The sequence below is a fragment of the Streptomyces olivochromogenes genome (assembly GCF_001514115.1).
GTDB classification, from domain to species: domain Bacteria; phylum Actinomycetota; class Actinomycetes; order Streptomycetales; family Streptomycetaceae; genus Streptomyces; species Streptomyces olivochromogenes.
The window spans coordinates 1-22850 of the sequence record NZ_KQ948453.1; the positions used below are offsets into that span (position 1 = coordinate 1).

Consider the following 22850-nt stretch of genomic DNA (forward strand, 5'->3'; position numbering starts at 1 on the left):
AGTTCCCAGACAACGAACGGTTGTGCTGGCTGAACAGTTCCACTAATCAATTGAATAGTGTGCTTGTTCGCTGCCCGTTCAAGACTCCGCTTTATCGCGGGGTGTCTGAAAGGGTTTCGGTGGTCATAGCGTGAGGGAAACGCCCGGTTACATTCCGAACCCGGAAGCTAAGCCTCACAGCGCCGATGGTACTGCAGGGGGGACCCTGTGGGAGAGTAGGACGCCGCCGAACAATCTTTGGAGGACCTCTGGTCCCAGCGACTCGCTGGGACCAGAGGTCCTTTTTTGCTTTTCCGAAGCGCGCCGGGTACCCGGCTGCGCGAGAATGACTTGCGGTACCGATGACAGGAGTCACCATGTCCACCAACTCTCCCGACGAGCGACCGGAGCGCGATCAGCGCCGCCGGGACAGTGGTGACCGCGGCGGTTACCGCGGAGGTCCGCGCCGCGACAACGACCGGCGTGACGACCGCCCCAGCGGTGGTCCGCGTCGTGACGACGACCGGGGTGGGTTCCGTCGGGACGACAACCGCGGTGGTGGTGGCGGCGGTTTCCGGCGCGACGACAACCGGCGCGACGACAACCGGCGCGACGACAACCGGCGTGACGACAGCCGTGGTGGCGGCCGCGATGACAACCGTGGCGGCGGCGGTTTCCGTGGCCGTGACGACCGGCGTGAGGGCGACCGGGGCGGTCGCCCGCCGTTCCGCCGTGACGACCGACCCACCAGTGGTCCGCGTCGCGACGACCGTGACCGTGGGGTCCGTCGGGACGGGGACCGTCCGGCGTTCCGTCGTGACGACCGCCCCAGCAGCGGCCCGCGCCGCGACGACCGCCCCAGTGGTGGTCCTCGTCGTGACGACGACCGCGGTGGGTTCCGTCGGGACGACAACCGTGGTGGCGGTGGCGGCGGTTTCCGGCGCGACGACCGCGGTGACTTCCGTCGTGACGACCGTCGGGACGACCGGCGTGACGATCGCCGAGGCGACGACCGCGGTGGGTTCCGTCGCGACGATCGCCGTGATGACCGTCGCGACAGCGGCGACCGCGGCGGCTTCCGCCGTGATGATCGCGGTGACTTCCGGCGTGACGACCGTCGGGGCGACGACCGTGGCGGGTTCCGTCGCGAAGGGGACCGTCCGGCGTTCCGTCGTGACGACCGGCCCAGCAGCGGCCCGCGCCGCGACGACCGGCCTAGCAGTGGCCCGCGTCGTGACGACCGCCCCAGCAGTGGTCCCCGTCGTGACGACGACCGCGGTGGGTTCCGTCGCGATGACCGCCGTGATGACCGTCGCGACAGCGGCGACCGCGGTGGGTTCCGTCGTGACGAGCGCCCCAGTGGTGGTCCTCGTCGTGACGACGACCGCGGTGGGTTCCGTCGGGACGACAACCGTGCTGGCGGTGGCGGCGGTTTCCGGCGCGACGACCGCGGTGACTTCCGCCGTGATGACCGTCGGGACGACCGCCGTGACGACCGTCGTGAGGGCGACCGTCCGGCCTTCCGCCGCGACGACAGGCGGGACGACCGGCGCGACGACCGTCGTGACGACAGCCGTGGCGGCGGTTTCCGCGCCCGTGACGACCGGGGGCGCGACGACCGCGGACGCGGTGGCCCCCGTCGTGACGACCGGGGTGGCCGTCCCGGTGGCACCGGTGGCCCCGGTGGCTTCCGTGGCCGTGACGACCGTCGGGGCGACGACCGACGCGGTGGCGGCTTCCGTGGCCGCGACGACCGCGACCGGGACCGGGACCGTGAGCCGATCAAGCGGCTGCCGATCCCCGATGACGTCACGGGCGAGGAGATCGACGCCGACGTACGGCAGGAACTGCTCAGCCTGCCGAAGGGGCTTGCGGAGGACGTCTCCAGGAACCTGGTGATGGTCGCCCGGCTCATCGACGAGGACCCCGAGGGCGCGTACGCGTACTCGAAGATCGCCCTGCGGCTGGCGTCGCGTGTGGCCGCCGTACGCGAGGCGGCCGGGTTCGCCGCGTACGCCAACCAGAAGTACAGCGAGGCGCTCGCCGAGTTCAGGGCGGCTCGCCGTATGACCGGGAACGTGGACCTGTGGCCCGTCATGGCGGACTGCGAGCGCGGCCTGGGCCGGCCCGAGAAGGCGCTGGACATGGCGGGTGCGCCCGAGGTGCACAAGCTGGACAAGGCCGGTCAGGTCGAGATGCGGCTCGTGGCGGCCGGCGCCCGGCGCGACATGGGGCAGCTCGACGCCGCCATCGTGACGCTCCAGAGCCCGGAGCTCGCCTCGAACTCCGTGCAGCCCTGGACGGCCCGCCTGCGTTACGCCTACGCCGACGCGCTGCTGGCCGCCGGTCGTGAGGACGAGGCGCGCGAGTGGTTCGCGAAGGCCGTCGAGTCCGACAAGGACGGCAGCACGGACGCCTCCGACCGGCTTGCCGAACTGGACGGCGTCGAGTTCGTCGACGCGCTCGTCGAGCACGAGGACGACGTCGAGGTCGAGGTCGAGGTCGCGACCGAAGCTGAGGCTGAGGACGAGATCGAGGCCGACACCGACATCGAGGTCGGGACCGAGGACGACGATGAGGACGACGATGACTTCGACATCGTCGAGGCCGAGCAGACCAAGCCGGTCGTCGAGGCCGACGACGATGACGATGCTCCGCGGGGCTGACGTACAGCGGTAGTCGTAGGACACGGGCGGCGGGATTCCGGAAGGGATCCCGCCGCCCGTGGCGTTTCAGCCCCTGTTCTCGCCTGGGAGCCTCGCCTGGGCGCCTCAGAGAGGCAGCGCCCGCAGTACCAGCCCCGACGCCGGCTTCGGGCCGAACGACGTCGACTTGCGGGGCATCGTGACGCCCTGGCGGGCGAGGTCGCGTACGACCTCCTCGCGGACCGGATGCATCAGGACGGCCGTGCCGCCGTCGCGCTCCGCCTTGTCCACCGTGGCGGCCGTGTCGTGGATGTACGCGATGTGGGCGGGCGAGTCCTCCGGGATGCCCCAGATGTGGGCCAGGAGTGTGGCGTGCAGGACGGTCGCGTCCAGGGTGCGCCAGGCCTCGGGGCGGTCCGCCGGGACCGTACGGGCGAGGAGGTCCGGGGAGGGGCGGTCGACCAGGTGGAACGAGCCGTCGCCCGCGAGGAGGAAGGCGTTGCCCTCGGCGGCGGCCGCGGCGAGGGCTTCCAGGGCCTCAGGGAGCGGAACGTCGAGGTGACGTACGCGGAACGAGTCCGTGAGGGCGGTCAGCGCCTCCGCGACCGGCAGATTGTGCAGCAGGCGGTGGATCGCGCGGACCCGGAGCGGGTAGCGCGCGGTGTCCACCAGGAGCACGAGACCGTAGTCCCAGGGGCTGGGCGAGGGGTGCTCGGCGCGTAGCCGCAGGTACGTCGCCCAGCGGTGGTGGCCGTCCGCGATGAGAGCCTGGTGCCGGCCGAGATCCGTCTGGATCTCGGCCAGGTCCGCCGGGTCGGTGATCGCCCACAGGCGGTGGTTGAAACCGTCCTCCGTGGTCGTCGAGAGCAGCGGGTCGCCCTCCGCGGCGCGCTCGATGACGGCGGCCGTGCCCACCCGGGAGCCGTTGCCGCGGTAGGTCAGCAGCAGCGGTTCGAGGTTGGCCGAGGTGGCACGCATCAGGGCCGCACGGTCCGCGATGATGTGCGGCATGACGTCCTCGTGCGGGAGAACGACGCCGGCGGACGGCTCCGACAGGCGCAGGGCGCCGATGATGCCGCGTTGCAGCATCCCGTCGTCGTGCTGCTCGTAGACGTACAGGCCCGGCTCGGGGTCGGCGGCCAGGACGCCTTCGGACACCCAGTCGTGCAGGGTGTCCGCCGCCTGGCGGTTGCGGGCCGTCGGGGTCGTGTCCTGGGGGAGGATCAGCCTGACGATGTTGTGCGGGTCGGCGGACTCGAGGTGGAGCAGACCGTCCGGCCGCACGATGACGTCGTACGGCGGAGATGTCACGGCGGCGAGGCTGCCGACCCGGTCGGGGTCGTAGCGCAGGCCCCGGAACGGGGTCAGTTCGAGGCCGCTGCGCGCCGGGGTCTCCTCCGCGGGACCTGCATAGTTCATTGAGGCATCGTAAGTGTGCAGACGCTGTGCGGGATGATCGGGGGAAAGAGATCGAACGAGGAGCGATGCGTAATGAGCCAGACCGCCAGGACCCGGCCCGAGGCCAGTGAACAGGCCCTGAGTGACGCCTACGACACGGCTCTGCTCGACCTCGACGGCGTGGTGTACGCGGGCGGCAACGCGATCGCGCACGCCGTGGCGTCACTGGGCACGGCCCGTTCGGGAGGGCTGCACCTCGCGTATGTCACGAACAATGCGCTGCGTACGCCCGATGCGGTGGCGGAGCATCTGAGCGAGCTCGGCATACCGACGGTCGCCGATGACGTCATCACCTCGGCGCAGGCCGTGGCGCGGCTGATCAGCGAGCAGGTGCCCGCAGGTGCGCGCGTGCTGGTCATCGGCGGCGAGGGACTGCGGGTCGCGCTGCGCGAGCGCGGGCTCGAACCGGTCGAGTCGGCGGACGACGACCCGGCGGCGGTCGTCCAGGGGTTCGGCGGTCCCGACCTGCCCTGGGGGCGCTTCGCGGAGGCCTCCTACGCCGTCGCGCGCGGGGTGCCGTGGTTCGCGTCCAACACCGACCTGACGATCCCGAGCGCGCGGGGGATCGCGCCCGGGAACGGGGCCGCGGTGGAGGTCGTACGCATCGCCACGGGCGCCGAGCCGCAGGTGGCGGGCAAGCCGTTGCCCCCGATGCACCGCGAGACGATCCTGCGGACCGGGGCGAAGCGGCCGCTGGTGGTCGGCGACCGGCTGGACACGGACATCGAGGGCGCGTTCAACGGCGAGGTGGACTCGCTGCTCGTGCTCACCGGGGTGACGGACGGCGCACAGCTCCTCGCCGCCCCGCCGCAGCACCGGCCGACGTATGTGGACGAGGATCTGCGCGGGCTGCTCACCGGGCAGCCGGAGGTCGTGGAGGAGGGTGACGGGTTCCGCTGCGGCGGCTGGACGGCGCAGGCCGGGAGCGAGCATCTGGAGCTCGCGGGCGACGGTGAGGCGCTCGACGGGCTGCGGGCGCTGTGCGCGGCGGCGTGGACGGCCGCGGGGGACGGGACGTGCGAGCTGGACGGGGGGAAGGCGCTGGCGCGGCTGGGGCTCTGAGGGCCCAGGGCTCGTCGGCGGTGGGGCTCGTCGGCGGTGGGGCGTAGTCACCCGGGATCGAAGCGTGAGCGAGGGTAGGCTAACCTAACCACGTGTTGGTCGACAGTCCCCCCGAACAGCGCGCGGAGACCGCCCCCGCGCCCCCAAGCCGTCAGGCGATACGCGCCGCTGGGCTCCTCGCGTCCCTGGCCCTCCTGGTGCTCGTCGCGTTGGCGAGTATCGCGATCGGTGCGAAAGCGCTGCCGCTGGACCAGGTCTGGCACGGCCTGTTCCATGGCACCGGGACGTACTCCGACGTCGTGGTGGACGACCGGATCTCGCGTACCGTCCTCGGGCTGCTCGTCGGCGCCGCGCTCGGACTGTCGGGCGCCGTCCTCCAGGCACTCACCCGCAATCCGCTGGCCGACCCCGGGCTGCTCGGCATCAACGCGGGTGCGTCCGCCGCGGTCGTCACCGCCATCACCTACTTCGGTGTCACGAGCCTGAGCGGCTATGTGTGGTTCGCCTTCTTCGGCGCGGCCGCGGTCGGGGCGCTGGTCTGGTTCCTGGGTGGCAGCCGCGGCGCCACCCCGGTGCGGCTCGCGCTCGCCGGCACGGCGATCAGCGCCGCGCTCTACGGCTATCTGCAGGCCGTGATGATCATGGACGACGCTGCGCTCGGCAAGATGCGCTTCTGGACGGTGGGTTCGCTGGCCTCGGCCACCGACTCGACCATCAGGCAGGTGTTGCCCTTCCTGGTGGTCGGTACGGTCGTCGCGCTGGCGCTCGCCCGGCCCCTGAACGCCATGGCCATGGGCGACGACACCGCCCGCGCGCTCGGCGCCGACCTGAACCGCACCCGGGCGCTGTCCATGGCCGCCGCCACCGTGCTGTGCGGCGCCGCGACCGCCGCCTGCGGGCCGATCGTCTTCGTCGGGCTCATGGTCCCGCATGTGGTCCGCTCCTTCACCGGGCCCGACCTGCGCTGGATCCTGCCGTACGCGACCGTGCTGTCGCCCGTGCTGCTCCTCGGCGCCGACGTCGTGGGGCGGATGGTCGCTCGGCCCGCGGAGCTGCAGGTCGGCATCGTCACCGCGGTCCTCGGCGGGCCGGTCTTCATCTATCTCGTACGACGGCGGAGGACGGCCCAGCTGTGACGACCACACGTACCCGAGCCGTGCGGACGCGCGGCGGCCTCTCCGTCCGGTTCGACGTCCGGGCGTTCACCGTCGTCGTGCTGCTGCTGGTGGCCGCGCTCGCCGCGAGCGTGGTGCTGATCGGCACCGGCGACTTCCCGATCCCGGCCGTCGACGTCCTCAAGACGCTCGTCGGCAACGGGAACGCGGGCCAGGAGTTCATCGTCAACGACCTGCGGCTGCCTAGGGTGCTCGTCGGCCTGCTGGTCGGGGCCTCGCTCGGGCTCGGCGGGGCGCTGTTCCAGTCCATCTCCCGCAACCCGCTGGGCAGCCCGGACGTCCTCGGCGTCGGCCAGGGATCGACGGCCGGGGCGCTCATCATGATCGTGCTGTTCTCGGGCAGCGCGAACGAGGTCGCGCTGGGAGCGCTCGTCGGCGGCCTGGTGACCGGGTTCGCCATCTATCTGCTCGCCTGGAAGCGGGGCGTGCACGGATACCGACTGGTCCTGGTCGGTATCGGAGTCTCCGCGATCGTCACGGCGGTCAACGGCTATCTGCTGACCAAGGCGGACATCGTCGACGCGGCCCGCGCGATCGTCTGGATGACCGGCTCCCTCAACGGCCGTGACTGGGCGCAGGTCTGGCCGCTGCTCGTCCTGTGCGCCGTCCTCGTCCCGTTCGTCCTCGGCAACGCGCGCGGGCTGCGCATGATGGAGATGGGCGACGACGTGTCGTACGCCCTCGGAGTGCGCGTCGAGCGCGTACGACTGCTGCTGATGCTGGCCGCCGTGCTGCTCACCGCCGGTGCCACCGCGGCCGCGGGCCCGGTCGGCTTCGTGGCGCTCACCGCGCCGCAGCTCGCCCGGCGGCTGACCCGCTCGCCGGGGCCGAACCTGGTGCCGTCGATGTGCATGGGCGCGACCCTGCTGATCGTCGCTGACTGGGCCTCGCAGCGGGCCTTCGGCGCCGATCAGCTGCCCGTCGGCGTCGTGACGGGGGTCCTGGGCGGGATCTATCTGCTGTGGCTGCTGGTCACCGAGCGCAAGGCGGGCCGGATATGAGCGCCGCGGCGAACAGGAACACCCAGGCGCTTGTGAACACCCAGGCGCATAAGAACACCCAGGCGAACAAGAACACTCGAAGGAGCACTGTGAACCGCCTGTCCGCCGACAACGTCACCCTCGGCTACGACCAGCGCGTCATCGCGGAGAAGCTGTCGGTGGAGATCCCCGACAACTCCTTCACCGTGATCGTCGGCCCGAACGCCTGCGGCAAGTCCACGCTGCTGCGCGCCCTGTCGCGGATGCTCAAGCCCTCCGAGGGACGGGTGCTGCTCGACGGGCAGGTCATCCAGTCGATGCCCGCGAAGAAGGTGGCCAGGACGCTCGGGCTGCTGCCGCAGTCGTCGATCGCGCCGGACGGGATCACGGTCGGCGACCTGGTCGGCCGGGGCCGCTATCCGCACCAGGGCCTGCTGCGCCAGTGGTCGGCGCAGGACGAGCGGGTCGTACAGGAGTCGATGGCCTCGACCGGCGTCGCCGAACTGGCCGATCGCTATGTCGACGAACTGTCCGGCGGCCAGCGGCAGCGCGTGTGGATCGCCATGGCACTCGCCCAGCAGACCCCGCTGCTGCTGCTCGACGAGCCGACGACCTACCTCGACATCCAGCACCAGATCGACGTGCTCGATCTGTGCGCCGAACTCCACGAGGAGCAGGGACGCACCCTGGTCGCCGTCCTGCACGACCTCAATCACGCGGCCCGGTACGCCACCCACCTCATCGCCCTGCGCGAGGGCCGGGTCATCGCCGAGGGCGCGCCGAACGACATCGTCACGGCCGAACTGGTCGAGGAGGTCTTCGGGCTGCGCTGCCAGGTCATCGACGACCCGGAGACCGGGACGCCGCTGGTGGTGCCCGCGGCACGCAAGGCCCGCGTGAAGGTCGCCGCCGCAGCCGCTACAGAAGCTTCCTGAGGCGGAACAGGTCGAGCAGGGCCGCCTCCAGCCGCACCCGGCCCGAGCCCCAGGCCTTCGCGAAGTTCAGCTGCCCGTCGACCATGGCGACCAGATCGTCGCCGGACATGGCGAGTCTGATCTGGGCCTTCTCGACGGGTGGGCCCTGGAGGGTGTCGAGCACCTCGATCCGGCCGTCCTTGAGGCGACCGACGAAGGTGATGTCGAGGTCGGTGATTCGGCAGCTGAGCGAGCGGTCCAGGGCCGCCGCCTCGCGTACGTTCCCGTCCGCGCCCGCCATGTTGTCCGAGAGCTTGTCGAGTGCGCTGCGGCACTCCTCAATCGTGGCCATCGCGGTCGACGGTACCGCAGCGCTTCGAGGTAGCGTCGGGGCATGAACGAGTCAGTGTCGGAGGCCGGGGCTCCGCAGGGCCCGACGCCGGAGCCCGAGGTTCCGGTCGAGGTCGAACCCGAACTCGAGTACGACCCCGCCGCCCCGGCCCCGCTGGACGTGGACCGCACCCCCACCGGGAACGCCGAGGTCGACGCCCAGCTCGACCGGCTGGGCGACGCCGACCACCTCGCCACGGACGGACATGTCGAGGTGTACGAGGATGTACACCGGGGGCTGCGCGACGCGCTGACCGCGCTCGACGCCCGCCCGGGACCTCCGGCGCCCCCTACACCGTACGACCGCAGGAGCTGAACCCAACGTGGCAGGAGTGGCACGCCGCCGCCTCGACGCCGAGCTGGTCCGCCGGAAGCTCGCCCGCTCGCGCGAGCACGCCAGCCAGCTGATCGCCGCCGGCCGGGTGAGCGTCGGCAAGACCCTCGCGACCAAACCCGCCACCCAGGTGGAGACCGCGGCCGCGATCGTGGTCACCCAGGACGACAGCGACCCCGACTACGTCTCGCGCGGCGGGCACAAGCTCGCGGGCGCCCTGGCGGCCTTCGTACCCCAGGGACTGAAGGTCGAGGGGCGGCGGGCGCTGGACGCCGGAGCGTCCACCGGAGGCTTCACCGACGTACTGCTGCGCTCGGGCGCCTCCCATGTCGTCGCCGTCGACGTCGGCTACGGTCAACTCGCCTGGTCTCTGCAGAGCGATGAACGCGTCACCGTCAAGGACCGTACGAACGTACGCGAGTTGACGTTGGAGGCGATCGATGGGGAGCCCGTGGATCTTGTTGTCGGGGATCTGTCCTTCATCCCGCTCGGCCTGGTGCTGCCCGCCCTCGTGCGGTGCGCGGCGCCCGACGCCGATCTGGTGATGATGGTCAAGCCGCAGTTCGAGGTGGGGAAGGAACGGCTGGGGAGTGGTGGAGTCGTACGCAGTCCGGAACTGCGCGCCGAGGCGGTGCGCGGAGTGGCCCGGCGGGCCGCGGAGCTGGGGCTCGGGGTGAAGGGCGTGACCGCGAGTCCGCTGCCCGGACCCTCGGGCAATGTCGAGTACTTTCTGTGGCTGCGTGCCGAGGCACCCGAACTCGACCCGGCCGACGTTGACCGTGCAGTGGCGGAGGGGCCGCGTTGACAGAGACCCGAGCTCGTACTGTTTTCCTGCTCGCCCACACCGGGCGGCCGGCCGCGATCCGCAGCGCAGAACTCGTGGTCCAGGGGCTGCTGCGCTCCGGGATCGGGGTGCGTGTGCTGGAGGCGGAGGCGGCCGATCTGCCGCTGCCGCCCGAGGTGGAGCTGGTGAAGGAAGCCACTCCGCAGTGCCTCGACGGATGCGAACTGCTGATCGTGCTCGGCGGTGACGGCACACTGCTGCGCGGCGCCGAGTTCGCCCGCGCCTCCGGCGTGCCGATGCTCGGCGTCAACCTCGGCAGCGTCGGCTTCCTCGCGGAGGCCGAGCGTGACGACCTCGACAAGGTCGTCGACCGGGTCGTGACCAAGGCGTACGAGGTCGAGGAACGCATGACCGTCGACGTCGTCGTCCACCAGAACGGCGACATCGTGCACACCGACTGGGCGCTCAACGAGGCCGCCGTGCAGAAGGTCTCCGCCGAGAAGCTCCTCGAGGTCATCCTGGAGATCGACGGGCGGCCGGTCACCGGCTTCGGCTGCGACGGCATCGTCTGCGCGACCCCGACCGGGTCCACGGCGTACGCCTTCTCCGCCGGCGGACCCGTCGTCTGGCCCGAGGTCGAGGCGCTGCTCATGGTGCCGATCAGCGCGCACGCGCTGTTCGCCAAGCCGATGGTGACCTCGCCGAACTCGGTGCTCGCGGTGGAGGTGCTGCCGCACATTCCGCCGGGGGTGCTGTGGTGCGACGGGCGGCGGACGGTGGAGCTGCCGCCGGGGGCGCGGGTCGAGGTACGGCGGGGGGCCGTGCCGGTGCGGCTGGCCCGGCTGCACCACGCCTCGTTCACCGACCGGCTGGTGGCCAAGTTCGCGCTGCCGGTTTCCGGCTGGCGCGGGGCGCCGCACTGACACTCCCGTCAGGTCCACTCCCGTGGGTGACAAGGCACTGTTTGTAGGTGCTTGTCACCTGCGGGTTCGCGGCTGCGGGGCGGGGGCCGTCGCACATCCGTGGCTGGACCTCGTAAGGTCGTGTCCGTGTTGGAGGAGATGCGGATACGGTCGCTCGGAGTCATCGACGACGCGGTCGTCGAGCTGTCACCAGGCTTCACCGCCGTGACCGGTGAGACCGGTGCGGGCAAGACGATGGTGGTCACCAGCCTCGGGCTGCTGCTCGGCGGGCGCGCGGACCCCGCCCTCGTACGGATCGGCGCCAAGAACGCCGTCGTGGAGGGGCGGATCACCGTACCCACGGGCGGTACGGCGATCGTACGGGCCGAGGAGGCGGGCGCCGAGCTCGACGACGGCGCGCTGCTGATCAGCCGTACCGTTTCGGCCGAGGGACGCTCACGGGCACACCTGGGCGGCCGTTCCGTCCCGGTCGGCGTGCTCGCCGAGCTGGCCGACGAGCTGGTGGCCGTGCACGGGCAGACCGACCAGCAGGGGCTGCTCAAACTGTCCCGGCAGCGGCAGGCGCTCGACCGGTACGCCGGGGACGCGGTCGCCGTGCCGCTCGCCAAGTACGCGGGGGCCTACCGGCGGCTGCGGGCCATCTCGGCCGAGCTGGACGAGATCACCACACGCGCGCGTGAGCGGGCCCAGGAAGCCGACCTGCTGCGCTTCGGACTCGACGAGATCGCCGCGGTCGAGCCGCGCGCCGGCGAGGACGCGGAACTGTCGGCGGAGGCGGAGCGGCTCGGGCACGCGGAGGCGCTCGCGTCCGCCGCCACGGCCGCCCACGCCGCGCTCGCGGGCAATCCCGAGGACCCCGAGGGCATCGACGCGGCCACGCTCGTCGCGGGCGCGCACCGGGCCCTGGAGGCCGTACGGTCGCACGACGCCGCGCTCGCCGGGCTGTCCGGGCGGATCGGGGAGATCAACATCCTGCTGCGCGACGTGGCGGGGGAGCTGGCCGGGTACGCCGACGACCTCGACGCCGATCCGTTGCGGCTCGCGGCCGTGGAGGAGCGCCGCGCCGCGCTCACCCAGCTGACCCGGAAGTACGGCGAGAACATCGACGCCGTACTCGCGTGGGCCGAGCAGGGCGCCGCGCGGCTCCTCGAACTCGACGGCGACGACGAGCGGATCGACGAGCTGACCGGCGAGCGGGACGCGCTGCGGGCCGAACTGGGCGGGCTTGCGCAGGCGCTGACGGATGCCCGCACCGAGGCCGCCGAACGGTTCGCCGCCGCCGTGACCGCCGAGCTGGCCTCGCTCGCCATGCCGCACGCGCGCGTGTCGTTCGAGATCCGGCAGAGCGACGACCCCGAGGGCGTGGAACTCGGCGGGCGCACCGTCGCGTACGGGCCCGCGGGCGTGGACGAGGTCGAGCTGCTGCTCGCCCCGCATCCCGGGGCGCCGCCGCGGCCCATCGCCAAGGGGGCCTCCGGTGGTGAGCTCTCACGCGTGATGCTCGCGGTGGAGGTCGTCTTCGCGGGGACCGACCCTGTGCCGACGTATCTCTTCGACGAGGTCGACGCCGGTGTGGGTGGCAAGGCCGCGGTCGAGATCGGGCGGCGGCTGGCCAAGCTCGCCAAGAGCGCCCAGGTCGTCGTGGTGACCCATCTGCCGCAGGTCGCCGCGTTCGCCGACCGGCAGCTGCTGGTCGAGAAGACCAACGACGGGTCTGTGACGCGCTCCGGGGTGAAGGTGCTCGAGGGGGAGGAGCGGATTCGGGAGCTGTCCCGGATGCTGGCGGGGCAGGAGGACTCGGAGACGGCCCGGGCGCATGCGGAGGAGTTGCTGGCCACGGCTCGGGGCGACCGGTAGTTCCCTGCGTCCGCGGGCGGGGCCGGCTTTTTGCGTCGCTCCGCGACGGGCGCCTTGACCGCTCCGCGGTCCTTATCTTCGCCGCTCCGCGGCGCGTTCCCCGCCCCTTCGGCCGCTCCGCGGCGCGTTCCCCGCCCCTTCGGCCGCTCCGCGCCCCCGACCCCGCCCGCTCCGCGGGCCCCTGGAGTCGTCGCATGATCACCAGCTTCGGTACCGCCGTCGCCGCCACCCGCGCCACCCTCGCAGGCCTGCGCACCAAGGCCCCGGGTGGCCCGGAGCGCTGGCAGCGTACGAACTACGCCGGACGCACCGTCGAGTTGTACGCCGGCCCCGCCACCGCCCTCGGAGCGGCGCTCGCGGCCGCGCGCGTCCACCGGGGTGCCGGGGCCGCGGTCCTGGCCGCCGGGGCGTGCGGCGCGTACGACGACGTGGTCGGGGCGGGGGACCCGCGCCGGGGGTTCCGGGCGCATCTGGGGGCGCTGAAGGACGGTGAGGTGACCAGCGGGGCGGTCAAGCTGTTCGGGATCTCGGCCGCGGGGCTGGTGGCGGGGGCGCTGCTCAAGGAGCGGCCTGTGGACAAGCTGCTCGCGGGGGTCGTGATCGCCGGGAGCGCGCACTTCGTCAACCTCGTGGATGTCCGGCCGGGGCGGGCCGCCGGCGCGGTGCTCGCGCTGGGGGCTCCGGGGCTGCTGCGGGGCGGACCCGCCGGGCGGCTGTCGGCCGCGGCGATGGGCGCGGCGGCGGCCGTGTTCCCCGACGACCTCGGCCAGCGCGCGATGATCGGCGACACCGGGGCCCACGCGCTCGGCGCCGCGCTGGGCAGCGCGATCGTCGCGGGCAACGGGCGGGCCGGGCTCCTCGCCCATGCCGCGGCGCTGGTGGCCGCGACCGTGTACGGGGACAAGGTCAGCGAGACGGTCGCGCGAGCGCTGGGGTGAGGGGCGGACACCCCGTCGGGCGTCCAGCGAAGGACAACCCGTCGCGAAGACACGCGACTTGTCACTCTTGTGGGTGACAGGTGTGGTCGAGTTGGGCGCTGCGCCGCGAGGCTTGCTCCGATGGCGGTCCCGGAACACCCGTACGGCCTGGCATCCTTGGCGTAGTACGCGGAGCACGACGTGCGGTACCCCCCCTCTGCCTTTCCCCCCTGTACGTTCTCCGTGCCCGTCCGACGCCGAAACCAGGAGCCCCGGCCACGTGAGCCACGTGAGCAGCCACTCACCGCACGGTCAGTCGCCGCTGCGCACCGTGCAGGTGCTCGGCGGCGCAAGCGCGGGCAGCAGCGTGCATGTGCGGTCGCTGGCCTCGGGGCTCGTCGCCCGGGGGGTGCGGGTCACCGTGTGCGCACCCGCCGAGGCCGACCTCGCGTACGGGTTCAGTGGCGTCGGCGCCCAGCACGTTCCCGTGCCGCGCAGCAGCGATCCGGCCGCCGTGGCCGCGCTGCGGGCGGCCTGCGCGGACGCCGACCTCGTGCACGCGCACGGGCTGCACGCCGCGCTGCGGGCCGCGCTCGCGCTCAGCGGGCGGCGCACCCCGCTCGTCGTCACCTGGCACACCCGTTCGCACGCGGAGGGCGCGCGGGCGCATCTGCTGCGGTTGCTGGAGCGGCGGGTCGCCAGGGCCGCGGCGGTGGTGCTGGGTTCCTCGTCCGACCTCGTGGACCGCGCCCGCAGGCGCGGGGCACGGGACGCCCGGCTCGCGGCCGTCGCGTTCCCGACGCCACGCAAGGCCGTCGAGTACGGGGACCCCGACCGGCTCCGCCACAAGGCGCGGGCCGAACTCGGCGCCACCGAACGCCCGTTGCTCATGGCCGTCGGTTCCCTCGACCGGCACCGCGGATACGACACCCTGCTGGACGCCTCGCGCGCGTGGCGCTCGCTCGACCCCGTGCCGCTCCTGGTGATCGCCGGGGAGGGGCCGCTGCGGGCGGCCCTCCAGCGGCGGATCGAGGACGAGGAGCTGCCGGTGCGGCTCGTCGGGCGGCGCGACGACGTCTCCGAGCTGCTCCTGGCCTCCGATCTCGCGGTGCTGCCGAGCGGTCGGGAGTCCCGTTCCGTGCTCGCCCAGGAGGCCCTGCACGCGCGTGTGCCGCTCGTCGCGACCGCCGTCGGAGGTATCCCCGAACTGGTCGGCGACGCGGCCGAACTCGTCCCGCGCGCGGACGCCGACGCGCTCGCCGCGGCCGTCGTACGGCTGCTCGGGGACGATGATCGCCGGGAGTTGCTCAAGGAGCGGGGGGTGCGGCAGGCCGCGACCTGGCCGACCGAGGACGAGACCGTCGCCCAAGTGCTCAGCGTCTACGACGAGTTGACCCAGACAAGGCCCCTTGCCTAGGAGCCGTCCGGTGGCTCAGGGCACGTGCCGTCGCGCTCGTAGTGCCAGGCTCAACGCCAGTACCGTCTGCGGGTCGTCCAGGTCCGTGCCCAGCAACTCCCCGATCCGGGCGAGCCGGTTGTAGAGGGTCTGCCGGTTCAGGTGCAGCTCGCGCGCCGTCTCCGCCTTGCGGCCCGCGTGCGCCAGGTACGTCTCCAGCGTGGGCAGCAGCGGCGGCTTGGAGCGGAGGTCGTGGTCGCGGAGGGGGCCGATGGCGCGGTCCACGAAGGCCGCCAGGTCCGGATGGTCGCGCAGCCGCCACAGGAGCAGGTCGGTGTCGAGGCGGCGGGCGTCGTACCAGGGGCGGTCCGTCAGGCCCTGCGCGGCCGTGGCCGTCTCCGCCGCGTGCCGCAGGCCCGCCGAGGCCGCCGCCCAGCCGCCCGCGACCCCGACCACCACCACGGGCGGCTGGGCCCCCGGCCGCTGCATGCCCGCGCGCTCCACACCCGCCCTGAGGGCCGCCGCGACCCGGTCCGCGACCGCCGCGCGTTCGGACTCCGAACGCAGGCCCAGCAGCAGGGGGACGCGGCCCTCGACCGGGCGTACGCCCAGAAGGACCGGCACTCCCACCGAGGCCAGCTCCTCCGCGACCGCGCGCGCCAGGACGGCCCAGCCGCCACCGGGGGAGGGGCCGTCGGCGAGCCGCATCACGACCGGCAGGAGCGGGCTGTTGCCGGGCTTGAAGCCGAGCACGCGGGCCTGTGCGGGGGCGTCCTCGGCGGCGATACGGCCTTCCGCGAGGTCGGTGAGGAAGTCGCCGCGTCCGCGTGCCGCGAGTTCCTCCTCCTGACGGGCCTGCATGAGGACGACGGCCAGGATGCCCGCGGCCCGCTCCGCCGCGATCCGGTGCACGGGGGCGACCGGGGCGCTGACGGGCAGGAGGACCAGCCGGGCGCGTACCGAACCGGTGCCGGGGCCGCCGCCCGGCACGTCCACGAGGGTCGTCCCGGCGGGCGGCTCCTCCTTGTGCTGGCCGCGCATCCCCTCCCACACCTGGAGCGGATCGGCGCCCGCGGAGCCGGCCCCCGCGGCGTACAGGAGCTGTCCGTCCGCGGTTTCCAGGAAGACGGGGTTGCCGCTGAAGTCGGCGAGGATGCCGAGGACCTGGGGTATGCCCCCGCCGCCGAGCAGGGCCTCGGTACAGCGCCGGTGCACTTCCTCGGCCCGCTGCAGCAGCGCGTAGTGGCCGTTGACGATCTCGGTGTGGATCTCCTCCGTGACCGCCACGAAGGGCACCTCGCGGTGCAGCTGGACCAGCGGGAGACCGGCGGAGCGCGCCGTGTCCACGAGGGCCGAGGGCAGCCGGGTGAAGCGCGGGCCGAGCTCCACGACGAGCGCCGCGATACCGCGCTCCGCGAGCGTGCGGACGAACGCGCGCTGGTCGGCGGGGCGGGTGCCGAGGCCGTAGCCCGTGGTCAGGAGCAGCTCGCCGCCCTTGAGGAGCGAGGCGATGTTCGGGACCTCGCCCGCGTGCACCCAGCGCACGGTGCGGCCCAGCCGGTCGGCGCCCGCGAGGATCTCCGGCAGCCCGCTGCGCAGCCCGGGCAGCTCCAGAGCCCGCTGCACGGTGATTCCGGCGCCCTGGGTGTCGTATCGACTGTCCAAGTGGCTGTCCAAACGGCTGTCCATGCAGCGGACGCTACCCGGGGAGGCCTCCCGGAGGCATGTCCGAGGCCGGGCCGCTCACTACCGGGGCAGGATGTTGTGGTTGAAGCGGAAGACGTTGTCCGGGTCGTACGCGGCTTTCACCGCGGCCAGCCGTCGGATGTTCCCGGCGCCGAGGCCGGCCACCACGCGGTCGGCTCCCTCGTCGCCGACGAGGTTGAGGCAGACCGCGCCGGTGCTCCACGGCCGGAAGGCGGCGCGCACGTCCTCGACCCACTGGACGCAGCGCCTGTCGTCGGCCGGGTCCTCCCACATCCCGAAGGGGTGCACGGTCCACCGGGCGTCCCGGAACGGCACCGGGAAGCGGTCCGGGCCCGAGGCGACCGCGGCCCCCTGCGGGAACAGCGAGTACCGGGTGGTCGCGGGCACGGGCATGACGTTCCCCAGCTCGCAGAAGACGTCCACGGCCTCGTCGGGCAGACCGGTCAGGGACTCGGCGGAAGAGTGGTTCCTCAGGCCCGGCGGGCTGTCCAGGATGCGCTGGAAGGCGGCGTAGGGGAGGGGCGTGAGGACCACGGCCTCGTGCGGCAGCGCCAGCAGCGGCCGGGCGAGCTTGCGGAGGTCCTGTGCGGGGCCCGGGTACGTCAGGAGCGCGTCGACCAGCTGTGTGCGGATGATGCCGCCGCCGGTCTCCGGCGGGGCGGCCTCGATGATCTCGCGGTAGCCGCGGACCACGTCCCGGCCGGACTCCGGGCGGTATGTCAGCAGGGCGATCGAGAACTCCGGCAGCGGGTGCAGTCTCAGGGTCAGCGCGGTGGCGACGCCGAAGTTGCCGCCGCCTCCGTGCAGGGCCCAGAAGAGTTCCGGGTTCTCGTGATCGGTGGCCCGGATCCGCGAGCCGTCGGACGTGACCAGTTCGACGCCGAGCAGGTTGTCGACGGCGAGGCCGAAGGCGCGGTCGAGCCAGCCGGTGCCGCCGCCGAGGGCGAAGCCGGCCACGCCGGTGGTCGAGTTCCGGGCGCCGGTGGTGGCCAGGCCGTGGGGCCGGGTGGCCTGGTCGAGGTGGCTCATGAGGGCGCCGCCCTCGACCCGTACCGTCCGGGAGCCGGGGTCGACGGTCACCGTGCGCATCCGGCGCAGGTCGATGACCAGGCCGTTGTCGTTGAGCGACATCCCGGCCGGGCTGTGGCCGCCGGCCCGGATCGCGATGTGGAGGTCCAGGTCCCGGGCGAAGCGGACGCAATGGACCACGTCCGCCGTGGTCGCGCACTGGGCGATCACTGCGGGGTGGCGGTCGATGCGGGTGTTGAAGAGCTTGCGGGCGTTGTCGTAGCCAGGGTCTTCTGGCCTGAAAGCGTCGCCGGTCAGGTCCGCGCGGAGGGCGGCGAGGCGGGTGTGGGCCTTCGAGAAGGGGGACACCGCAGTTGCCCCCTTTTTTTTCAGTAGGGGACGGGACTGCTTTCAGCCTAGGGGCTTGTTGCGAGGCTGCGGGTCGGTGAGGGCTGGTCGCGCAGTTCCCCGCGCCCCCAAAGGCCGCGGCCCACGCCCCCCGCAAGGGGAGCGCGGGCCGCTGTCGCGGTCGTTGTCAGCCGCCGTATGCCCCGCTCGCCGTCAGCCTCAGGGCCGTGTCGATCAGGGGCACGTGGCTGAAGGCCTGGGGGAAGTTGCCCACCTGGCGCTGGAGGCGGGGATCCCACTCCTCGGCCAGGAGGCCCAGGTCGTTGCGCAGGGCCAGGAGCCTTTCGAAGAGCTTGCGGGCCTCGTCGACGCGGCCGATCATCGCCAGGTCGTCCGCCATCCAGAAGGAGCAGGCCAGGAAGGCCCCCTCGTCGCCCTCGAGGCCGTCCACGCCCGCGTCCTCGCCGGTGGTCGGGTAGCGCAGGATGAAGCCGTCCGAGGTGGACAGCTCGCGCTGGATCGCCTCGATGGTGCCGATCACGCGCTTGTCGTCCGGGGGGAGGAAGCCCATCTGCGGGATGAGGAGCAGCGAGGCGTCCAGTTCCTTGGAGCCGTACGACTGCGTGAAGGTGTTGCGCTCCTTGTCGTAGCCCTTCTCGCACACGTCCCGGTGGATGTCGTCGCGCAGTTCGCGCCACTTCTCCAGCGGGCCGTCCGCGTCACCGGACTCGATGAGCTTGATCGTGCGGTCGACGGCGACCCAGGCCATCACCTTGGAGTGCACGAAGTGGCGGCGCGGGCCGCGGACCTCCCAGATGCCCTCGTCCGGCTGGTCCCAGTGGTCCTCCAGGTAGCGGATCAGCTTCAGCTGGAGGAGCGAGGCGTAGTCGTTGCGGGACAGGCCCGTCATGTGGGCCAGGTGCAGGGCCTCGATGACCTCGCCGTACACGTCCAGCTGAAGCTGGTGCGCGGCGCCGTTGCCGACCCGTACGGGCCCCGAGTTCTCGTATCCGGGCAGCCAGTCGAGCTCCGCCTCGCCCAACTCCCGCTCGCCCGCGATGCCGTACATGATCTGCAGGTTCTCCGGGTCGCCCGCCACGGCGCGCAGCAGCCATTCACGCCAGGCGCGGGCCTCCTCGCGGTAGCCGGTGCGCAGGAGGGAGGAGAGGGTGATCGCGGCGTCGCGCAGCCAGGTGTAGCGGTAGTCCCAGTTGCGTACGCCGCCGATCTCCTCCGGGAGGGAGGTGGTGGGCGCGGCGACGATGCCGCCCGTGGGGGCGTACGTCAGGGCCTTGAGGGTGATCAGTGAGCGGACGACGGCCTCGCGGTAGGGGCCGTGGTACGTGCACTGGTCGACCCAGTCGCGCCAGAAGTCCTCGGTGGCCTCCAGGGCCTGCTCCGGCTCGGGCAGCGCGGGGGGCTTCTTGTGCGAGGGTTCCCACGAGATGGTGAACGCGATCCGGTCACCTGGTGCCACCGTGAAGTCCGCGTACGTGGTCAGCGCCTTGCCGTAGGTCTCGCAGGCGGTGTCGAACCACACCGAGTCGGGTCCGGCGACGGCGACCGTGCGCCCCTCGTGCTTGTGCACCCAGGGCACGACACGGCCGTACGAGAAACGCATCCGCAGCGCGGAGCGCATCGGGACCCGGCCCGTGACGCCTTCCACGATCCGGATCAGCTGGGGCGCGCCGTCGCGCGGCGGCATGAAATCGGTCACGCGGACCGTGCCGCGTGGGGTGTCCCACTCGGATTCCAGGATCAGCGAGTCGCCGCGGTACGTGCGGCGCGCCGCCGTCGGAGGTTCGGCGTCGGCCGCGTGGGCGGGCCCGAGCCGCCAGAATCCGTGTTCCTCCGTACCGAGCAGTCCCGCGAAGATGGCATGGGAGTCGAAGCGGGGCAGGCACAGCCAGTCCACTGTGCCGTCCCGGCAGACCAGTGCTGCGGTCTGCATGTCTCCGATGAGTGCGTAGTCCTCGATGCGCCCGGCCACGTGCATCTCCAGTCGAACGGCCACGTCGCCCCCGAGGGGCGGTCGCTCTGCGGTCAGGGAACAGGAACGTTAAAACGTTAGAAGATTGAACGTTAGAACGTTGGTAAAGCGTCGTTGCGGAACGTCAATTATCGGTGCGATTGTCGTTGCGAAACGAACTGACGAGCTCTCGTGGTTCCGGGATACGGGCGGGGATGGTGCCGCGTGCCGGCCGGACTCGGCAGCGAGTGTCCGAGCAGGATACGACGCACGTGGGTGATCCGCGTGCCGCTCCAGGCAACCCGGCTGGTCCGATCGAGTGAGTGCTGTGTGTGGTCTGTGCCGATGTGTGTGCGGAGCGTGGCCGGAAGCAGCCTCCTCGGGTCGCTGATACCCTGGTAGCCCGTGGACCGGTGGGCACGAAACCCCCGAACCGCAGCGACGGCACCTCCGGAAATCTTCGGACACCACGCCGGTACGCACCCCAGACCGCGACCACGGGAGCCCCCTCTTGGCCATGCCGCCCAAATCCACGACGACCAAGCACATCTTCGTCACCGGGGGTGTCGCCTCCTCCCTCGGTAAGGGCCTGACCGCCTCCAGCCTGGGTGCGCTGCTCAAGGCGCGGGGCCTGCGGGTCACCATGCAGAAGCTCGACCCCTACCTGAACGTCGACCCGGGCACCATGAACCCGTTCCAGCACGGCGAGGTGTTCGTCACCAACGACGGCGCCGAGACCGACCTGGACATCGGACACTACGAGCGCTTCCTCGACGTTGACTTGGACGGCTCCGCCAATGTCACTACAGGACAGGTGTACTCGACGGTCATCGCCAAGGAGCGGCGCGGCGAGTACCTGGGCGACACCGTGCAGGTCATCCCGCACATCACCAACGAGATCAAGCACCGCATCCGGCGTATGGCGACCGACGACGTCGACGTCGTCATCACCGAGGTCGGCGGCACGGTCGGCGACATCGAGTCGCTGCCCTTCCTGGAGACCGTCCGCCAGGTCCGGCACGAGGTCGGCCGGGACAACGTGTTCGTGGTCCACATCTCGCTGCTGCCCTACATCGGCCCCTCCGGCGAGCTGAAGACCAAGCCGACCCAGCACTCGGTCGCGGCTCTCAGGAACATCGGTATCCAGCCGGACGCGATCGTGCTGCGCGCCGACCGCGAGGTGCCCACCGCCATCAAGCGCAAGATCTCGCTGATGTGCGACGTCGACGAGGCGGCCGTGGTCGCGGCCATCGACGCCAAGTCGATCTACGACATCCCGAAGGTGCTGCACACCGAGGGCCTGGACGCCTACGTCGTGCGCAAGCTGGACCTGCCCTTCCGTGACGTGGACTGGACGACCTGGGACGACCTGCTCGACCGCGTCCACAACCCGCTCCACGAGATCAACCTCGCGCTCGTCGGCAAGTACATCGACCTGCCCGACGCCTACCTCTCGGTCACCGAGGCGCTGCGCGCCGGCGGCTTCGCCAACAAGGCCCGCGTGAAGATCAAGTGGGTCACCTCGGACGACTGCAAGACCCCGGCGGGCGCCGCGAAGCAGCTCGGCGACGTCGACGCGATCTGCATCCCCGGCGGCTTCGGCGACCGTGGCGTGTCGGGCAAGGTCGGCGCGATCCAGTACGCCCGCGAGAACAAGATCCCGCTGCTCGGCCTCTGTCTGGGCCTGCAGTGCATCGTGATCGAGGCCGCGCGCAACCTGGCCGGCATCCCGGACGCCAACTCCACCGAGTTCGACTCCGCCACCGCCCACCCGGTCATCTCCACGATGGCCGAGCAGCTCGACATCGTGGCGGGCGAGGGCGACATGGGCGGAACGATGCGGCTGGGCATGTATCCGGCCAAGCTCGCCGAGGGCTCCATCGCGCGCGAGGTGTACGACGGCAAGGAGTACGTCGAGGAGCGTCACCGCCACCGCTACGAGGTGAACAACGCCTACCGCGGCGAGCTGGAGAAGAAGGCCGGTCTGCAGTTCTCCGGCACCTCCCCGGACGGCAAGCTCGTGGAGTACGTCGAGTACCCGCGCGAGGTGCACCCCTACCTGGTCGCGACCCAGGCGCACCCCGAGCTGCGCTCCCGCCCGACCCGCCCGCACCCGCTCTTCGCGGGCCTGGTCAAGGCCGCCGTCGAGCGCAAGACGGGCAAGTAACGCAAGGGCTGTACGGTGGCCGGGGTACGCGTCTTTTGGGACACGTGCCCCGGTTTTCGTTCGGTGCGTAGGAGGAACAGGGCGACATGACGATCAAGGACACCCCCGAGGAGTGGGAAGTCAGGGCCACCGCGACTCCCTTCGTCGGCAACAAGACGTCCGTCCGCACTGATGACGTGGTCATGCCGGACGGATCGGTCGCCCGCCGCGACTATCAGGTCCACCCCGGCTCCGTGGCCGTCCTCGCCCTCGACGAACATGACCGCGCGGTGGTGCTGCGCCAGTACCGGCACCCCGTGCGCCACAAGCTGTGGGAGATCCCGGCCGGACTCCTCGACGTGCCCGGTGAGAACCCGCTGCACGCCGCCCAGCGCGAGCTGTACGAGGAGGCGCACGTCAAGGCCGAGGACTGGCGGGTGCTGACCGACGTCTACACCACCCCGGGCGGCTGCTCCGAGGCCGTGCGGATCTTCCTCGCCCGCGATCTCTCCGAGGCCGAGGGGGAGCGCTTCGAGGTCGAGGACGAAGAGGCCGACATGGAGCTGGCCCGGGTCCCCGTCGGCGACCTCGTGCGCGGGGTGCTCGCCGGCGAACTGCACAACAACTGTCTCGTCGTGGGCGTCCTCTCCCTGGTCGCCGCCCGTGACGGCGACGGACTCGACGCGCTGCGCCCGGCCGAGGCGCCCTGGCCGGCCCGCCCCTTCGAGTCCTGACGCACCCGGGCACCATCAGTCCTACGATCGGCTGATCCGATCGGGGGACGTCCCCGCCGTGCTCCGCCCGGATCGTCGCAGAGCGTGAACTAGGCTCTGGAAACGCCCGAACCGGAGTCCCGGC

Annotated in this window: 19 protein-coding genes and 1 rRNA gene; 15 read left to right on the forward strand and 5 right to left on the reverse strand. The window is 72.0% G+C overall.

The window, feature by feature from the left end; genetic code table 11:
* Positions 1-115: 115 nt before the first annotated feature.
* The 3 genes from rrf to AQJ27_RS09625 all read left to right on the forward strand — a co-directional run bounded on the left by rrf (position 116) and on the right by AQJ27_RS09625 (position 2645).
* Positions 116-232 (forward strand): 5S ribosomal RNA (gene rrf, locus AQJ27_RS09620).
* Positions 233-462: 230 nt separating this feature from the next.
* Positions 463-1878 (forward strand): hypothetical protein, encoded by a 1416-nt coding sequence (locus AQJ27_RS57315; RefSeq protein ID WP_162489347.1) that lies wholly within the window; start codon positions 463-465, stop codon positions 1876-1878.
* Positions 1770-2645 (forward strand): tetratricopeptide repeat protein, encoded by an 876-nt coding sequence (locus tag AQJ27_RS09625; RefSeq protein ID WP_341866069.1) that lies wholly within the window; start codon positions 1770-1772, stop codon positions 2643-2645. Before AQJ27_RS57315 ends, AQJ27_RS09625 begins: the two co-directional genes overlap by 109 nt.
* A 105-nt stretch (positions 2646-2750) precedes the next feature.
* On the opposite strand, the gene AQJ27_RS09630 is transcribed toward AQJ27_RS09625, so the two are convergent.
* Positions 2751-4043, reverse strand: a complete 1293-nt coding sequence (locus AQJ27_RS09630; RefSeq protein WP_067364880.1) for a DUF1015 domain-containing protein — start codon at positions 4041-4043, stop codon at positions 2751-2753.
* A 72-nt stretch (positions 4044-4115) separates the two neighbouring features.
* On the opposite strand from AQJ27_RS09630, the gene AQJ27_RS09635 reads away from it, so the two are divergent.
* From AQJ27_RS09635 to AQJ27_RS09650, 4 genes are all read left to right on the forward strand, one after another.
* A complete protein-coding gene (locus AQJ27_RS09635; RefSeq protein ID WP_067364882.1) occupies positions 4116-5144 on the forward strand; it encodes an HAD hydrolase-like protein in 1029 nt (342 codons plus the stop codon).
* 92 nt (positions 5145-5236) lie between these two features.
* Positions 5237-6280 carry a FecCD family ABC transporter permease gene (locus AQJ27_RS09640; RefSeq protein WP_067364884.1) on the forward strand — a complete coding sequence of 348 codons (1044 nt, stop codon included), beginning with the start codon at positions 5237-5239 and terminating at the stop codon, positions 6278-6280.
* Positions 6277-7320 carry a FecCD family ABC transporter permease gene (locus AQJ27_RS09645; RefSeq protein ID WP_067364887.1) on the forward strand — a complete coding sequence of 348 codons (1044 nt, stop codon included), beginning with the start codon at positions 6277-6279 and terminating at the stop codon, positions 7318-7320. Before AQJ27_RS09640 ends, AQJ27_RS09645 begins: the two co-directional genes overlap by 4 nt.
* A complete protein-coding gene (locus tag AQJ27_RS09650; RefSeq protein WP_079064888.1) occupies positions 7317-8234 on the forward strand; it encodes an ABC transporter ATP-binding protein in 918 nt (305 codons plus the stop codon). The genes AQJ27_RS09645 and AQJ27_RS09650 overlap by 4 nt, the downstream gene beginning before the upstream one ends.
* Here AQJ27_RS09650 and AQJ27_RS09655 read toward each other — a convergent pair.
* A complete protein-coding gene (locus tag AQJ27_RS09655; RefSeq protein WP_060901712.1) occupies positions 8218-8565 on the reverse strand; it encodes an SCP2 sterol-binding domain-containing protein in 348 nt (115 codons plus the stop codon). The two genes, AQJ27_RS09650 and AQJ27_RS09655, sit on opposite strands and share 17 nt — an antisense overlap.
* A gap of 42 nt (positions 8566-8607) precedes the next feature.
* On the opposite strand from AQJ27_RS09655, the gene AQJ27_RS09660 reads away from it, so the two are divergent.
* The 6 genes from AQJ27_RS09660 (at position 8608) to AQJ27_RS09685 (ending at position 14835) form a co-directional block, all read left to right on the forward strand.
* Positions 8608-8919, forward strand: coding sequence for a hypothetical protein (locus AQJ27_RS09660; RefSeq protein WP_067364891.1), 312 nt, complete (start codon positions 8608-8610; stop codon positions 8917-8919).
* A 7-nt stretch (positions 8920-8926) separates the two neighbouring features.
* On the forward strand, positions 8927-9742 hold the full coding sequence (locus AQJ27_RS09665; protein ID WP_067364893.1) for a TlyA family RNA methyltransferase: 816 nt from the start codon (positions 8927-8929) through the stop codon (positions 9740-9742).
* Positions 9739-10644 carry an NAD kinase gene (locus AQJ27_RS09670; protein WP_067364895.1) on the forward strand — a complete coding sequence of 302 codons (906 nt, stop codon included), beginning with the start codon at positions 9739-9741 and terminating at the stop codon, positions 10642-10644. Before AQJ27_RS09665 ends, AQJ27_RS09670 begins: the two co-directional genes overlap by 4 nt.
* 138 nt (positions 10645-10782) lie before the next feature.
* Positions 10783-12501 carry a DNA repair protein RecN gene (gene recN, locus AQJ27_RS09675; protein ID WP_067366328.1) on the forward strand — a complete coding sequence of 573 codons (1719 nt, stop codon included), beginning with the start codon at positions 10783-10785 and terminating at the stop codon, positions 12499-12501.
* Positions 12502-12695: 194 nt separating this feature from the next.
* Positions 12696-13439: a hypothetical protein gene (locus AQJ27_RS09680; RefSeq protein WP_067364897.1), complete on the forward strand. Its 744-nt coding sequence runs from the start codon at positions 12696-12698 to the stop codon at positions 13437-13439.
* A 259-nt stretch (positions 13440-13698) separates the two neighbouring features.
* A complete protein-coding gene (locus tag AQJ27_RS09685; RefSeq protein ID WP_067364900.1) occupies positions 13699-14835 on the forward strand; it encodes a glycosyltransferase family 4 protein in 1137 nt (378 codons plus the stop codon).
* A gap of 15 nt (positions 14836-14850) precedes the next feature.
* Here AQJ27_RS09685 and AQJ27_RS09690 read toward each other — a convergent pair whose 3' ends face one another.
* The 3 genes from AQJ27_RS09690 to AQJ27_RS09700 form a co-directional block, all read right to left on the reverse strand.
* Positions 14851-16503 carry a PucR family transcriptional regulator gene (locus AQJ27_RS09690; RefSeq protein WP_425275196.1) on the reverse strand — a complete coding sequence of 551 codons (1653 nt, stop codon included), beginning with the start codon at positions 16501-16503 and terminating at the stop codon, positions 14851-14853.
* 57 nt (positions 16504-16560) lie between these two features.
* On the reverse strand, positions 16561-17898 hold the full coding sequence (locus AQJ27_RS09695) for an FAD-binding oxidoreductase (protein ID WP_067364902.1): 1338 nt from the start codon (positions 17896-17898) through the stop codon (positions 16561-16563).
* Between the two features lie 166 nt (positions 17899-18064).
* Positions 18065-19867, reverse strand: a complete 1803-nt coding sequence (locus tag AQJ27_RS09700; RefSeq protein ID WP_067366332.1) for a glycoside hydrolase family 15 protein — start codon at positions 19865-19867, stop codon at positions 18065-18067.
* 496 nt (positions 19868-20363) lie between these two features.
* Here AQJ27_RS09700 and AQJ27_RS09705 point away from each other — a divergent pair, with 496 nt between their 5' ends.
* Complete coding sequence (locus AQJ27_RS09705; RefSeq protein WP_067364904.1) at positions 20364-22013, forward strand: CTP synthase; 1650 nt, start codon at positions 20364-20366, stop codon at positions 22011-22013.
* Positions 22014-22099: 86 nt separating this feature from the next.
* Positions 22100-22726 carry an NUDIX domain-containing protein gene (locus AQJ27_RS09710; protein WP_067364906.1) on the forward strand — a complete coding sequence of 209 codons (627 nt, stop codon included), beginning with the start codon at positions 22100-22102 and terminating at the stop codon, positions 22724-22726.
* The last annotated feature ends 124 nt before the right edge of the window (positions 22727-22850 follow it).

Excerpts from the sequence above, each read along its gene's own strand:
- AQJ27_RS09630 (WP_067364880.1), bottom strand. The coding sequence starts at position 4,043 with ATGAACTATGCAGGTCCCGCGGAGGAGACCCCGGCGCGCAGCGGCCTC.
- AQJ27_RS09635 (WP_067364882.1), top strand. The coding sequence starts at position 4,116 with ATGAGCCAGACCGCCAGGACCCGGCCCGAGGCCAGTGAACAGGCCCTG.
- AQJ27_RS09650 (WP_079064888.1), top strand. The coding sequence starts at position 7,317 with ATGAGCGCCGCGGCGAACAGGAACACCCAGGCGCTTGTGAACACCCAG.
- AQJ27_RS09655 (WP_060901712.1), bottom strand. The coding sequence starts at position 8,565 with ATGGCCACGATTGAGGAGTGCCGCAGCGCACTCGACAAGCTCTCGGAC.
- AQJ27_RS09660 (WP_067364891.1), top strand. The coding sequence starts at position 8,608 with ATGAACGAGTCAGTGTCGGAGGCCGGGGCTCCGCAGGGCCCGACGCCG.
- recN (WP_067366328.1), top strand. The coding sequence starts at position 10,783 with ATGCGGATACGGTCGCTCGGAGTCATCGACGACGCGGTCGTCGAGCTG.
- AQJ27_RS09680 (WP_067364897.1), top strand. The coding sequence starts at position 12,696 with ATGATCACCAGCTTCGGTACCGCCGTCGCCGCCACCCGCGCCACCCTC.
- AQJ27_RS09690 (WP_425275196.1), bottom strand. The coding sequence starts at position 16,503 with ATGGACAGCCGTTTGGACAGCCACTTGGACAGTCGATACGACACCCAG.
- AQJ27_RS09705 (WP_067364904.1), top strand. The coding sequence starts at position 20,364 with ATGCCGCCCAAATCCACGACGACCAAGCACATCTTCGTCACCGGGGGT.
- AQJ27_RS09710 (WP_067364906.1), top strand. The coding sequence starts at position 22,100 with ATGACGATCAAGGACACCCCCGAGGAGTGGGAAGTCAGGGCCACCGCG.